This window comes from Paenibacillus terrae (assembly GCF_000943545.1).
Taxonomy (GTDB): Bacteria; Bacillota; Bacilli; order Paenibacillales; family Paenibacillaceae; genus Paenibacillus; species Paenibacillus terrae_A.
Map to the genome: position 1 here is coordinate 63,379 of NZ_JTHP01000022.1, position 14,193 is coordinate 77,571.

12 protein-coding genes and 1 rRNA gene are annotated in these 14,193 nt (G+C 49.7%); 12 read left to right on the forward strand and 1 reads right to left on the reverse strand.

Translation table 11 applies throughout. The features are described from left to right. Entirely contained in the window at positions 1 to 963 is a 963-nt protein-coding gene (locus tag QD47_RS12820; protein ID WP_082067177.1) for an ATP-dependent DNA ligase, read from the reverse strand. Between the two features lie 162 nt (positions 964 to 1,125). On the opposite strand from QD47_RS12820, the gene QD47_RS12825 reads away from it, so the two are divergent. From QD47_RS12825 to QD47_RS12880, 12 genes are all read left to right on the forward strand, one after another. Further along, the gene (locus QD47_RS12825) at positions 1,126 to 1,401 is read left to right on the forward strand and encodes a GNAT family N-acetyltransferase (protein ID WP_044646495.1); all 276 of its coding nucleotides are present in this window, start codon (positions 1,126 to 1,128) and stop codon (positions 1,399 to 1,401) included. 417 nt (positions 1,402 to 1,818) lie between these two features. Further along, positions 1,819 to 2,382 (forward strand): DUF420 domain-containing protein, encoded by a 564-nt coding sequence (locus QD47_RS12830; RefSeq protein WP_044646496.1) that lies wholly within the window; start codon positions 1,819 to 1,821, stop codon positions 2,380 to 2,382. A 185-nt stretch (positions 2,383 to 2,567) separates the two neighbouring features. Next, positions 2,568 to 3,842 carry an ABC transporter substrate-binding protein gene (locus QD47_RS12835; RefSeq protein WP_044646497.1) on the forward strand — a complete coding sequence of 425 codons (1,275 nt, stop codon included), beginning with the start codon at positions 2,568 to 2,570 and terminating at the stop codon, positions 3,840 to 3,842. 64 nt (positions 3,843 to 3,906) lie between these two features. Continuing rightward, positions 3,907 to 4,788 carry a carbohydrate ABC transporter permease gene (locus QD47_RS12840; RefSeq protein WP_044646498.1) on the forward strand — a complete coding sequence of 294 codons (882 nt, stop codon included), beginning with the start codon at positions 3,907 to 3,909 and terminating at the stop codon, positions 4,786 to 4,788. Then, positions 4,788 to 5,678, forward strand: coding sequence for a carbohydrate ABC transporter permease (locus tag QD47_RS12845; protein WP_044646499.1), 891 nt, complete (start codon positions 4,788 to 4,790; stop codon positions 5,676 to 5,678). The genes QD47_RS12840 and QD47_RS12845 overlap by 1 nt, the downstream gene beginning before the upstream one ends. 52 nt (positions 5,679 to 5,730) lie before the next feature. Beyond that, on the forward strand, positions 5,731 to 7,557 hold the full coding sequence (locus tag QD47_RS12850) for a protein O-GlcNAcase (protein WP_044646500.1): 1,827 nt from the start codon (positions 5,731 to 5,733) through the stop codon (positions 7,555 to 7,557). Positions 7,558 to 7,763: 206 nt separating this feature from the next. Further along, a complete protein-coding gene (locus QD47_RS12855; RefSeq protein ID WP_044646512.1) occupies positions 7,764 to 9,305 on the forward strand; it encodes a DUF4127 family protein in 1,542 nt (513 codons plus the stop codon). 5 nt (positions 9,306 to 9,310) lie between these two features. Next, positions 9,311 to 10,030, forward strand: a complete 720-nt coding sequence (locus tag QD47_RS12860; protein WP_044646501.1) for an N-acetylmannosamine-6-phosphate 2-epimerase — start codon at positions 9,311 to 9,313, stop codon at positions 10,028 to 10,030. Then, positions 10,008 to 10,847 carry a MurR/RpiR family transcriptional regulator gene (locus QD47_RS12865; protein WP_044646502.1) on the forward strand — a complete coding sequence of 280 codons (840 nt, stop codon included), beginning with the start codon at positions 10,008 to 10,010 and terminating at the stop codon, positions 10,845 to 10,847. Before QD47_RS12860 ends, QD47_RS12865 begins: the two co-directional genes overlap by 23 nt. 137 nt (positions 10,848 to 10,984) lie before the next feature. After that, positions 10,985 to 11,926, forward strand: coding sequence for an ROK family protein (locus QD47_RS12870; protein WP_044646503.1), 942 nt, complete (start codon positions 10,985 to 10,987; stop codon positions 11,924 to 11,926). 25 nt (positions 11,927 to 11,951) lie between these two features. Further along, positions 11,952 to 13,562 carry an FAD-dependent oxidoreductase gene (locus QD47_RS12875; RefSeq protein ID WP_044646504.1) on the forward strand — a complete coding sequence of 537 codons (1,611 nt, stop codon included), beginning with the start codon at positions 11,952 to 11,954 and terminating at the stop codon, positions 13,560 to 13,562. Positions 13,563 to 13,989: 427 nt separating this feature from the next. Beyond that, a 16S ribosomal RNA gene (locus tag QD47_RS12880) occupies positions 13,990 to 14,193 on the forward strand; the annotation flags it as partial.

Consider the following 14,193-nt stretch of genomic DNA (forward strand, 5'->3'; position numbering starts at 1 on the left):
TTATCTTGACCAAGGTCCAATGCACTGCCCTACGTCCTGATTTACAAAAGCCTGTATAGAGGGCTGGCGGAGGGTACGCCCTTCCTGCCATCGCCACTCACTGTATTGAACCTTGGCGGTATACATAGGCTGTACCCATATTGCATCCCGATGACGATCCGGCTCATTGACAAAAGGCCGCGCTGAAATGGTATGCGGTCTTAGTCGCTCCGTAAGCTGACGCCAGTCCTCTCGCGTAAGCTTCCCCGTGCCTGCATGTCCAATGTAGCGCAGCCTTCCTTGCTTGTCGTACAGCCCCAGCAACACAGCATTGATGACGCCTCCGTTTAAAGTGTAGCCTCCAATGACAGCGATGCTATCGCCATAATTCTTGACCTTGACCCATCGCCCATCCTTCCCGCCAAATGTGTAAGGGCTGTCCAAACGTTTGCATACGATACCTTCCATTCCTTCGCTGCGCATCACCTGAAACAGAGCTTGTCCATCAGGATGAGCAGGCGCCAGTTGAACCCGTTCATTCGGCACGATGACTTGATGCAATAATTCGAGCCTTTCTACCAATGGTTTTCGGTGAACCCATTCGCCATTCAGATACACGATATCAAACAGCATGTACGTAGCAGGCACAGCTTCATAAGCCGCTTGAATCCGATCTGTTCGACGAATCAGGTCGCGGCGCATAATGTCATGAAACGAGGGCTTCCCATCGGCTCCCAGTGCGATCATTTCCCCGTCCAGAATGACCGAATCGGCCTGGCAATATGAGGGAAATGAAGCGAGTTCAGGATATAAAAGCGTTCGTTCATGCTGCTTCCGGTTAAACAGACGTGTGCTACCCTGATTGTGATATGTCAAAATTCTCGTGCCATCCCATTTTATTTCGTACCGCCACAGGCCCTCCGTAGGGATTCGTTCACTTTGCACAGGTTCAAACGGGATAACGGGTTTCATTTCCGAACGCAAATACAACACCTCGCCTCGCCTTTTTGGAATAAGGATAGTGTCGACGGCAGGCTTCTTTTTATGTGAGGATTTTGCAAATTCTAATGTATGAGATGTTTCGTTGGACCTCAAATCGGGGAATGATAAGGATATCTAATCGTCGGCAGAAAGGGGCTCGGTTTCATGAGACAAATTCGCGAGGAGGACCATGCCGTAGTCATGGTGGATGATGGACAGGTGGTTGCGGAAGTAGGCTATAAATCCATAGATGACCAATCCTTGGTCATTGACCATACATTTGTATCCGAAAAGCTGCGGGGGCAAAAGATCGGCAAGGAGCTGATTGACAAAGTCGTGCAAATGGCGAGGGATCAGCATAAAAAGGTCGTTCCCGCTTGCTCGTACGCACTGGCCCTGTTCAAGCGTCATCAAGAATATAGTGACGTCTGGCAGCAGTAAACAAGGGGAACTCTCGCGCCACAAGTGCATAGACACCACAGCATCGGGACAGGTATTCAGGCCTTCCCGGTGTTTTTTTGCGTGTATAAAGCCCCTGAAATGGCGCATTCTACCGTTGATATGTTCAGCATTTTGCATCATTCGATTCCCAACGCTCGAAAGTACAATAGATAGACGAACTAAACCGTTTCGATCTATATATTGCTGATTTGAAATCGCTCTTGGGATTGTTGCAAAATGCTCATGTTAAGAAAATGGTTATTCTAAGATGCTAAAGCACATTTTTAAATTGTCGGCTGTGAAATTGTTCATACTGTTGTCACTTCACAGGCCGTCCTCAGGTTCTATATAATATAATATGGTTATTACCACAACCGAAAACGAAAAGTTTGAATTTAAACGAAGGAGACGCTCATTATGAATAAAGCGAGTGAGGACAAGCAGTACGTTCCAACGAGCAAACGTAATTTCACAGCCTTGATTATCACCGTTTCCATCATAGCCAACGTGATTATTTTGCTGCTGTTCTTTTCGCCGATTGGATACCAGGGTAGTGTTAGCTTCGATATCACCATTTTCCCAAGGTTGAATGCGATTTTTAACAGTTTCACGTTTATTTTTCTGGTGGCGGCGTTGGTTGCCATTATCAAGAAGAACGTCAAAGTGCATAAAACATTTGTTTTACTGGCCTTCGCCAGCACTGTTTTATTTTTGTTTTCCTACCTGACCTTCCACTATATTTCGCCGGACACTGCAAAATTTGGCGGGGTGGGTATTATTCGGCCGATTTACTTTACGTTGCTGATTTCACACAGCATACTGGCTGCCATTATCGTACCACTGGCCCTGTTCACAGTTGTATGGGGATGGACGATGCAGGTGGCGAAACACCGTAAAATTGCACGCTGGACCATGCCGATCTGGTTGTATGTCAGCTTGACCGGGGTACTCGTGTACGTATTCATGGCCCCGTATTATTAAATAGACTTGAACCTTCAACAGGTTCATTGATCAAAAAGACGTCTCTGCTAACGGAGGCGTCTTTTTGATGCCTAATAAAAGAAAAATTATTCCTTCTAAATTTATTTTATTGAAAAAACGTTCCTTCTCCAACGGTATTTCTGCTATAATTTGCCTTAATCAACTAAGAATAAGGGGGTCACCATGTGACGAAGAAAGCGAAAGGCAGGTTACGGTTGCTTGTTTCCATGCTCGCGCTGGTTGTGCTGCTAAGCAGTTGCGGAGGCGGAGGCTCAAACCCGAACAACGTAAACGGAGGAAAAGTGACACTGCAATTTTGGACCATTGCGCTACAGCCTACATTCACCCCGTATTTCAATCGGGTGATTGCCGATTATGAGGAGAAGAATCCCAATGTCAAAATTGACTGGAAGGATTACCCTTATGACGCAGTGACCAACAAGCTGTTGACGAGTATCGCCAGTGGCAGCAGTCCGGATGTAGTGAATCTCAATACGGAATTTGCCAGCCAAATGGGCTCCAAGGGTGCTGTTGTGGACATGAATGAGCATTTGTCCCCGGAGGAAAAGGCAGCTTATTTCGAGGGTATTTATAATTCTACCGTTATTAACGGCAAGGCTTATGCACTACCTTGGTATACCGGCACGGAAGTGCTCTACATGAATACGAAGCTGGTGAAGGAAGCCGGATTAGACCCTGCCCATCCGCCCAAAACGCGGGAGGAATTGTCAGAATGGGGCCGCCAGATCAATAGAAAAATCGGTAAAGCAGGCTATGCGCAGCAGCTTGTATCCAAGCTTTTTGCCATAGACGGGATTCCGATTTTGAATAAAGAAAAGACAGCAGCGGCGTTCAATACACCGGAAGCGGTCACCATGATTGATAATCTCAAAAAGCAGATGGAAGACGGTGTCGTGCTCAAAGAGGACGCTGAATTTTCACAGCAAGTGAAATATTATGCGGGTGAGCAGGTTGCTTTCGAGCTGGCAGGCCCGACGTTCATCAACTTTATCAAAACGGCGGCGCCGGACGTATACAAGAACACGATCGCTGTTCCTGTACCTACAGGTAAAGCTGATGTACGGCTGTCCAACACCATGGATCTGGTCGTACCGACCAAGTCTGCACATGTGGATGAAGCGGTGAAGTTTGCTGTTTTCCTGACAAATGCGGAGAGCCAGACGGCTTTTTCCAAAGCGGCTAATACGCTACCTTCCACGAAGGATTCCATTAAAGACCCGTACTTCACACAGTCTGATCAATCACTGGAAGCACAAGCCAAAGTGGTGTCCGCGCAAAGCTTGGATAAGGCGACAGACTACATGGTCGGTGTTCCTAATGCCAAGGACGTGAACAGTGCTGTTACGCGTGCTTTTCAAAATATTATATTGAACGGAACGGACACGAAGCAGACACTCACTGCTTTGGAGCAGGAAGTGAATGATATTTTAAAGCAATAGGTTCAGCAGGGGAGTCATACAAAGGCTCTCCTGTTCATTTATCAAAATCGGGTGGTGATGCAGCATGATCAAATGGTTGAGGTCGGAATCCTTTACGGCCTGGGCCTTTATGACGCCGGGACTGTTATTGCTTGCCGTCTTTGTATTTTGGCCTATTATTTACAGCATTCCACTGGCATTGACGGACTACTCGGTCATATCGGATACCCATTATGTCGGTCTGGATAATTTCGAGGCAGCGTTTAAGGACCGCAACTTTCTCATTTCGATCTGGAACTCATTGGTGTACGTGCTCATTGTTCCCTTTCTTCAAATTTTCTCCATCCTGATGGCTGTGCTGGTGAACAGCCGTATACCAGGAATTAAAATATTTCGTACGACCTACTACATTCCTGTCGTAACTTCTATGGTAGCCGTGGCCTTAATTTGGAGCTGGTTGCTTGGCAATAACAGCGTTGTGAATTATTTGCTCATGCAGGCAGGCTTGATCAGTAAGGACATTCACTGGCTGTCAGACAGTTCCTTGGCCTTGTATGTACTCATGTTCATCACGATGTGGAAGGGACTCGGGTATTATATGATGCTCTATCTGGCCGGTTTGCAGAACATTCCACAAGACCTGTACGAAGCCGCCAGAGTAGATGGAGCAAGCCGCTGGCGGCTAATTGTCCATATTACACTCCCGTTATTAAGACCCTACGTTCTTTTCTGTACGCTCATATCGCTTATGGCGGCTATTCGCGTGTTCGATGAGGTGTATGTACTGACCAAGGGTGGGCCGGGGACAGCCACGCTGACCTCCAGCTTGTATATTTTCCAAAAGGGGATGGAGCAGTTTAACTTTGGTTATGCTTCGGCGCTTGGTTTAATTGTCGGTGCCGTGATCGGGGTGCTCAGTATTATCGTATTCCGATTCAATAGGAAAGGCGGTGTCAATCCCTATTGATGAATCTACAGGATGACAAAATGCTACAGTCGCCCCTTCCGAAAAATGAAAATAGCCGCACAATGCGCAACCTAGGGCGAATTGTTAGGATGACGGTGATCTATGTACTGCTGGTGCTGCTCGCACTCTTTTTAATGGGACCGTTCCTATGGCTGCTCAGCGTATCGCTCATGCCGGGCCGCAACATTTTCTCCACGCCGCCCGCCATTTTCCCGACCTTTATTGATTTTGAAAATTATGCTCAGGTATGGCAGTTTATGAACTTTCCGAAGTATATGCTGAACACGGTGATCATTACGGCGCTTGGCGTTATTTTCAATGTGGTGCTTGCCAGTCTGACGGGATATCCCTTGGCTGTATTTCGTTTTAAGGGTAAAAATCTGGTGTTCACGCTACTAATTTCCACCATGATTATTCCTTCATATACGTCGTTCATCGTACATTACTTGACCATTCAGGGGCTTCATCTGGGCAATACGTATTTGGGTGTGGTGCTGCCTGGAGCTGTTTCCGTTTTCAACATTTTTCTGATGCGGCAGACGTTTATCCATATTCCTACCGATGTACGTGATTCCGGCAAAATGGACGGCGCTTCGGAATTCCGAATCTGGTGGCAGCTGGTGCTACCGCTGGTGAAGCCAGCGCTCGCCGTGATTTCTTTGCTGGAGGCCATGTCGTTCTGGAACAGCTTCCTGTGGCCTATCGTTATTCTGAACGACACGGAGCTATATCCGCTGGCGGCTGCGCTCACGTATCTCAATGGTCAATTTGCCTATAACTTCGGCTGGATTGCAGCGGGCACGATGATTTCGGTACTGCCGATCATTATCTTGTTCCTGTTCACACAGCGCTACTATATGGAAGGCTTGGCGGGTGCAGTAAAAGGATAGACCGGAAATATTGGATACGGACGATCCGTGAATGGAAGGGGAGACGGTTACGATGGAGCTGGCGAAAGGAACGCGGCCCAATTCCCGTGTGGGGCTAACAACGCAGGAGATTCAATATTATTTTCGTGATGTGTATGACAGTGGAGAAAAGCTGGTTATACCCGAACCGCGTTTGATTTGCGAGCTGTCCTCCCGCTTTGGGATGAATCAGGAATATGAAGGCGTTCTGGACCCCGATGGGCCGATCAAGCTGATCTTGCCTCCAGGACCAGGCGTGCCGACCGAAACACGCGGTAGCGTGCAATTGGTACTGGAGTACGATGGAGCGCTCGTTGCAGACGGCTATCGTTTGGAGATTCACAAGGAAGGTCGAATTGAAATTCATGCAGCTAATAAAAGAGGGCTCAAATACGGCATGGATGCCCTGCATTTGCTGCTTCAAGTCGAACAAGAGCGATGTGCACTTCCTGTAGTGTCCATTCGTGATGAGCCTTCTTTTCCGGTCAGAGGGATTATTGAAGGCTTTTACGGAGAACCATGGAGCCAGGCGAATCGGCTGGATGCCGTCCGTTTTATGGCTGCGCATCGGATGAACACATTCATGTATGCTCCCAAGGATGACCCGTATCACCGGGAGCTATGGCGAGAGCCGTACCCGGAAGACACGTTTGCGCAGATTAGCGATTTAAAGGAAACCTGCGATCAGCATGAGGTGGATTTTCATTACTGCATCAGTCCGGGGAACGACCTGAGCTTTGGCAGCGATGAAGATTTCCTCAGTTTGACGGAAAAGCTGGCGGCTGTGATTGCCATTGGCGTACACCATTTTTCCATATTAATGGATGACATTGATTATGTATTAAAAGGAGAAAATCGACATTTGCTGGGCCGCTCGGGCCACGCTCATGTCTTTTTGACGAACAAGGTGCATACATGGCTGACAGAGCGGCTACCTGAATTTACGCTGACAGTCTGTCCTTCGGAATATTGGTCGTATTGGGATACCGAATACAAAAAGGATTTCCGTGAGCGGCTGCACCCGGAGATTAAGGTGTTCTGGACCGGATACTTTGTGTTTGCTCCGCATATCGGTCGGAAGCAAGCTGCCGATAATCATGCGTTCTTTGGGCATGAGCTGTGGCTGTGGGATAACATTCCGGTGAATGATTGTGACCGTGACCGCTTATTCCTCGATCCGCTGCGCGGGCGGTATTCTGGGCTTCCAGACTGCGGACATACCGGTATGGTAGCCAACCCGATGAATCAGTGGGAATGCTCCAAAGTGACGCTCATTACGATGTCCCACTATATGTGGAACAGTGAGCGGTACATGCCGGAACTTTCTTGGGATTGGGCTGTGCGGGAGTTAGCGGGAGCGCGCGTCGAGGAACTGATGTTTTTCTGCCGTCAAAACAGGAACAGCCGACTGGACGGCAGCGCGTATGAGGACGTGGACCTTGCTTTGCAATTGCGCGATATCCCGGCGCTGGATATGTACTTTGAGCGGCTGCTCCAAGCCGTGAGCGTCCTGCGGCAAGTACCCGCCGATGATCCGGCGGCAGGCTTCGTAGCACAGGCCACGCCGTGGCTGGAACGCGCCGAGCTGGACGCTGATCTGTGGCGTACGCTGCGCCAAGCTGTGGTCAGCAGCGAGGGGCAGAGCGGTACGCAGGCAGAGGAGAGCAGTACGCCGCCGGAAGTGGTTGGCGGGCAAGGGCCTGTGCTCCTGCCGGACGAAGTCGTGGGCGAACTCCGGCGCTGTATCACTGCCTGTCTAGAGACGGAGGCTCGGCTCGGCAGTGATCCGGCGATCCGCGCAGCCGAGCGGTGGGGCTACGTCAGTCAGGATGAACAAGGCAAGTATCGACTGATCTTGTGAGCATTTTGCCGATGGATCAAGAAACCAAGGCAGCATAGCTGCCCCGAAAATAATGATATGTCTTTGATTTAACGGAAAAACGGCAGCATAGCTGCCCTGAAAATAATGATATGTCTTTGATTTAACGGAAAAACGGCAGCGTAGCTGCCCTGAAAATAACCATTTGCCGTTAGGATAACGGTAATTTTCAGGAGAGGTGGATGCGTGTGGTGAAGCCAAACACTCGTGTGCTTTTTGTGCCGCTGGATGAGCGGCCCTGTAATTATGAATTTCCTTATTTACTGGCGCAGGGCACAGATTTGGAAATCGAGCGTCCCCCTATGGAATGGATGGGACAAAAGAAAATTCCCGGTGATACGACCCAACTGTGGGCTTGGCTCGAAGAACGTGCAGCGGGGGCCGATGGAGCCATTATTGCGATGGATACGCTGCTGTACGGCGGAATCGTACCGTCCCGGCTGCATGGAATGACAAGTGAGCAGGTCGGTGACAAGGTGAATCGACTTCGCAGGCTCAAGCGGCTTTATCCGCAGATGACCTTATATGCTTTTCAACTGATTATGCGTTGTCCGCAATATTCTTTGGCTGACGAAGAACCGGATTACTACGCCGATTGGGGACGCGAGATATTCAGGAAGGGCTTTATTGAGCATCGTCAGGAGCTGGGAATTGCTACCGCAGAGGAGCTTCTTGAATTATCCGACATCAACGAACGTCTGCCTGTAGAGATACTGGAGGATTACCTGGGACGTCGCCGTGTGAATCTGGAAGCTAATGAAGCCGCACTGGAGCTGGTAGCAGAGGGTATCATTGATTTTATGATCATTCCACAAGATGATTCTGCTCCCTACGGCTATACCGCCAAGGATCAGCAGCGGCTAAGAAATCGTATTTCCGATCTTGGGCTGGATTTGAGTGTGTACATGTATCCGGGGGCAGACGAAGTGGGCTGTACGCTGCTGGCGCGGTGGGTTAACCAGGCGAAGAATGCTGTGCCGCTTGTCTATCCAAGGCTGTCCGCTTTGCAGGGAGCATTCGTGATTCCGCTTTTTGAGGATCGTTATTTTTATGAAACGTTAAAATACCAGATTATGGCGGCAGGTGGACTGATCGCTTCTTCAGCGACAGAGGCTGATTTGATTCTGTTGGCTAACACGCCCGGAGACGCCATGGCAGAAGCATCCTCCCAACAGCGTGCAATGGCCGGATATGATGTATACCGAAACGTGGTGGAGCTGGTCGAATACGGTGCCCATATGCTGCGGTATACAGGCAAAAATATTGCGGTAGCTGATGTAGGCTATGCCAACGGAGCCGATCTTAAGCTGCTTAGACTTTTGAAGCAAAAAGGGCTTCTTTTTGAGCTGGCAGGTTATGCCGGCTGGAACACCAGCTCCAATACGCTGGGAACCGTCATTGCCCAGTCCATGCTGTATAGCCACTACGGGCCTACAACAGAGCATCTGGATTTTCTGGCGTTGCGTTACGCCGAAGATGCATGTTATTGCGCTGTGGTGCGTACCGCCATGAATAATGGAATTGTGGAACAAATGGGCTTCAACAAGCTTATGCTCGATGGACAGAGAGGTTCGGTTGCTGCGGTCATTCGCGGACGACTGGAGCAGGCGCTCGACGAATATGTAAACGGGCCGGAGGGCCACGTGGAAATTACAGATTGCTATATGCCGTGGAACCGCACCTTTGAAGTCGGATTGACCGTACGGCATCATGTCGAAGAGAGAGGGTGATCCCAATGGGAATGGAAGCTGTATTATCAAAAGTTCAGCATGGCCTGATCGTATCCTGTCAGGCGCTACCCGATGAACCGCTGCACGGATCGGATTCCATGGTCAAAATGGCACGCGCCGCTCAGCAGGGCGGAGCTGTGGCCATTCGCGCCAATGGCGCAGCAGATGTGCGTGCGATTAAACAGGCGCTTTCCCTGCCAGTCATCGGTCTGATCAAGCGGGATTATGATGATTCCGATATTTACATTACGCCCACCCTCCGAGAGATGGAGGAACTGGTGGACGCAGGCGCGGATATCATCGCCCTGGATGCTACATCACGTCCGCGCCCGGGGGGATGCAGGCTGAAGCAGCTCATAGATTACGCCCACGGCCATGGAGTGGCTTCCATGGCGGATATATCCACACTGGAGGAGGCGCTTCATGCCGCTTCCCTCGGTATAAGCTGCGTATCCACAACGTTATCTGGTTATACGCCATATTCTGCTCAGATCGATGGACCCGATCTGGAGTTGGTTCGGAGAGCGTCGGAGCTGGTTCCCGTGCCTTTAATTGCGGAGGGGAAAATCCATGAGCCTGCGCAGGTGGAGGAAGCATTCCGGCTGGGTGCATATGCAGTGGTTGTAGGCTCGGCGATTACCAGACCCCAATTGATTACGCAGCGGTTTGCCGATGCAGCAAGGAAGGCAGTGAAATGCATCTATGGAGATGAACGACCGAATTAATACGTACTTTCCTTCATTAACCAAATCGGAGCAAAAGGTTGCTTTGTGCGTACTGGAGCGCCCGGCAGATATCATATATTTCTCCGTGACGGAGTTAGCTGATTTTGCAGGTACAGGCGAGACGACCGTCATGCGCTTTTGCCGGAAAATCGGTTTTAAAGGTTATCAGGATTTCCGACTGTCCCTGGCGCAAAACCAGACTTATCGCAAAACCGATACGGGTGGGGAAAACACCGACCCGGACAACGAACATGATATTATTCGCATGGTGTATCACAATATGCTTGATATTTTGCACTCTAGTATGGGACTGCTGGACCGTTCAGAGCTTGGACGTGCGATAGCGTGTCTCGAACAGGCTTGCTATGTTCAATTTTTTGGTGTAGGTGCTTCGGGAATTTCCGCGCAGGATGCCAAAAACCGTTTCTTACGAATCGGGCGGCGCGCCGAAGCCGTGGCAGACGGACATATCCAGTCGATGATGGCGGTGTCCATGAAGCCCGGAGATGTGGCTATTGGTATCAGTGTATCAGGAAGTACGCTGGATACGAACGACATGCTGCACAAAGCCAAGCAAAACGGCGCGACCATTATCGCGATCACCAATTATGCAAAATCGCCCATCACCTCCATTGCGGATATCGTGCTGCTCACCGCAGGTAAGGAAGCTCCGATGGAGGGCGGTTCGATTGGAGCCAAAATCTCGCAGCTATTCGTCATTGACCTCCTCTGCGAAGGGCTTGCTCGTAAGCACACGAGTCATACCAAACTGATGAAGGAAAAAACAGCGAGGGCGGTCATTGAACGAAGCTATTGAGGTTTTAAGCGGAGAACTGGTCTATTAGGCTGTGTCCTATCGTTAGTTATTGTTGTGGTATATGACTTGCTATTATAGAAGCTTTACGTAAAAGAGCGTGTTTGTAGATATCGTTTGGCAACAAGGAGGACGCTGTAGTGGCAGATGCTGTGAACAGAGTCATAGGGATCGACATTGGAGGAACATCAGTGAAGGCCGCTGTAGTGGAACAAGATGGTTCGGTACTTGATGAAATCCGGTTGGATACGGACGCTTCTCGCGGGCGTGATTGGGTACTGTCACGGGTATCCGAAGCTGTAGAAGGACTGAAACGCTCCCTGGGAGACACCAGCAACAGCATCAGCGGCGGCATCGGTATCGACGCTCTGGGGATCGCTACGGCTGGCAGAGTAAACGTGGAGAGCGGTGAAGTCGTATATGCCACGGATAATCTCCCCGGCTGGCAAGGTACGCACTTAATTACGTGGGCGAGGGAGAATCTCGCCTTACGTGCTGTTGCCGACAATGATGCGAACGCCGCTTTGCTAGGAGAAGCATGGCAGGGAGCGGGGAGGGGCAAGCAGCGCTTGGTCATGCTCACCTTGGGAACAGGCGTCGGTGGCGCATATATAGAAGATGGTTTGTTGTGCCGAGGGGCTCATTGGAGCGGCGGCGATTGGGGGCATAGTATTTTATTCCCAAGAGGCCTTCCTTGCAATTGTGGAAAAAAGGGCTGCGCCGAGCAGTATGTATCAGGTAGCGCACTGTTACGCCGGGCCAGAGAATACACAGGTAAACAGTATCGCTCGGGAATCGAGATCATGAAGGAGGCTGCTCACGGTCACCCGGAGGCGCTACAGGTACTGGACGATTACACCGCAGATTTAGCCGTACTTCTAGCCAATATCTCGGTCACTCTTGATCCCGAGGCTATTATCGTAGGCGGAGGGGTAGCAGACGCGGGAGAAGTCTGGTGGCCCTTGCTGGAAAAGCATCTACAAGAGCTGGGAGTCGGAACGAAAGTAAACCGGGCGTTACTGGGGAATCGCGCTGGAATGATCGGTGCGGCACGGCTTGCTTTTGAACTAACGGATTCCTAGAACAAGTATGAAAGGGGAACGAACCATGACGCAAAATCGGCTTGATACCGACATTGTTGTGATTGGCGGAGGTCTAGGAGGAACATCGGCAGCTCTTGCGGCAGCGAAGGCTGGCATGAGAGTCATCGTAACGGAGGAGACGGACTGGTTGGGAGGACAGTTAACTTCACAGGCCGTCCCCCCGGATGAGCACCGATGGATCGAACAGTTTGGCTGCACAGCAACATACCGTGAGTTCCGTAATCGTGTGCGTGACTATTACCGTCAGAACTATCCTTTAACAGAAGAAGCCCAAAATGACCCGATTCTTAATCCCGGTAACGGTTGGGTAAGCCGTCTGGCTCATGAACCACGAGTTGCTCTGCGGGTGCTTGAGGATATGCTTGCTCCCTATTTGAATACGGGGCGTGTTCGTGTATATTACCATGCCGTGCCCATTGCTGCTCACACGGATGGGGACTGTATCTCTTCTGTAACTGTTCGTACCTCGGATAGCCTTGTTGATGGATGTGGGGTGATGGTGCTGCACGGAACATTTTATCTGGATGCCACGGAATGCGGAGATCTTCTTCCGCTGGCGGGGGTGGAGCATACGAGTGGAGCAGAGTCGCGGGATGATACAGGTGAACCTCATGCGCTGGAGTGCGCTGACCCTATGGATATGCAATCCATCACACATGTGGCAGCCGTGGATTACATTCCGCATGGAAGCTTCATTATAGAGCGACCGCTACAATATGATTTTTGGAGGAATTATATTCCTTCCTTTTCCCGTTTCCCGATTTTGAGCTGGTTTGCTACGGATGCGGATGATACCAGCAAACTAAAACAGTTCACTTTGTTTCCTAACGATCAGGGCATTGTATCTCTGTGGGATTACCGTCGCATTGTGGACCCTTCTATATGGAGTAAACCGTTAAATGATGGAGAGGTAACTCTTTTAAACTGGGCGCAAAATGATTATTACCTCGGTCCGTTAATCGGTGTTACCGCTCAGGAGCAGGAAAGACATAGAGAAGGCGCCCGTGAATTGACCCGTTCTTTAATCTATTGGCTCCAGACCGAAGCACCCCGGTTAGATGGAGGATTCGGTTATCCGGGCATTCGGCCTCGTGGAGATTTCCTTGGTACCTCAGATGGTCTGGCCAAAACCGCCTATATTCGCGAATCGCGCCGAATTCAAGCCAAGTATACGATATCAGAGTTCGATGTAAGTCGTGAGCTACGGGGGACGGATGGGCCAAAACGATATGCGGACAGCGTAGGTGTAGGCAGCTATCATTTGGATCTCCATCCTACCACTGTATCTCAGCGGACATTTTACATTCCTAATTACCCCTATGAAATTCCGTTAGGCTCCCTTATTCCGGTGAGAGTGCGTAATCTGCTTCCCGCCTGTAAAAATATAGGGATGACTCAAATCGCAAATGGTTGCTATCGGCTGCACCCCACGGAGTGGAATATAGGTGAATCAGCGGGTAGCCTGGCGGCTTACTGTGTGTCCAACGGAGTATTCCCGATAGAAGTCAGCGAATCGCCAGAGCATCTGGGGCATTTTCAAAGCAGGCTGCTTCGCCAAGGCGTGGAGTTACACTGGCCTGTGGAAGTATTTGAGCCAGAGGGAGTTACTAGCTAAAACGTGAGGGGCTATTGCCCCTCGGCTGACTTTGATAAGGTCAAAAGATAATTTAAAAAAAGAAACAAAAAAGTGCTTGCTAAGTTGCTTGGATATATGATATATTATTTGAGCTGACAACTAAACAGCCGTTTCGAAAATGAAAAGCTTGGGTAAAATATTCTTTATAAAAGAAGAAAAAATAAAGCTTGCATTTCTGAAACGAACATGATATGATCTTATAGCTGCTGAAAAAGACAGCGAAAAAGAATTTGATCTTTGAAAACTGAACAACGAGTGAGTACGGATTTTGCTTGCAAAATCCAACGCTGAGATTTTGGTACATGCCATCAGGCTGTATAAAATGGAAGCGAACAATGAGATATTTTATCTCGTCAGTTTCAAAATGAGCATATCGCTCTTTCTATAAACCAGCTTCGGTTGGTCTTTAATGGAGAGTTTGATCCTGGCTCAGGACGAACGCTGGCGGCGTGCCTAATACATGCAAGTCGAGCGGGGTTGTTGTAGAAGCTTGCTTCTAGAACAACCTAGCGGCGGACGGGTGAGTAACACGTAGGCAACCTACCCATGAGACTGGGATAACTACCGGAAACGGTAGCTAATACCGGATACATCCTTTCCCTGCATAGGG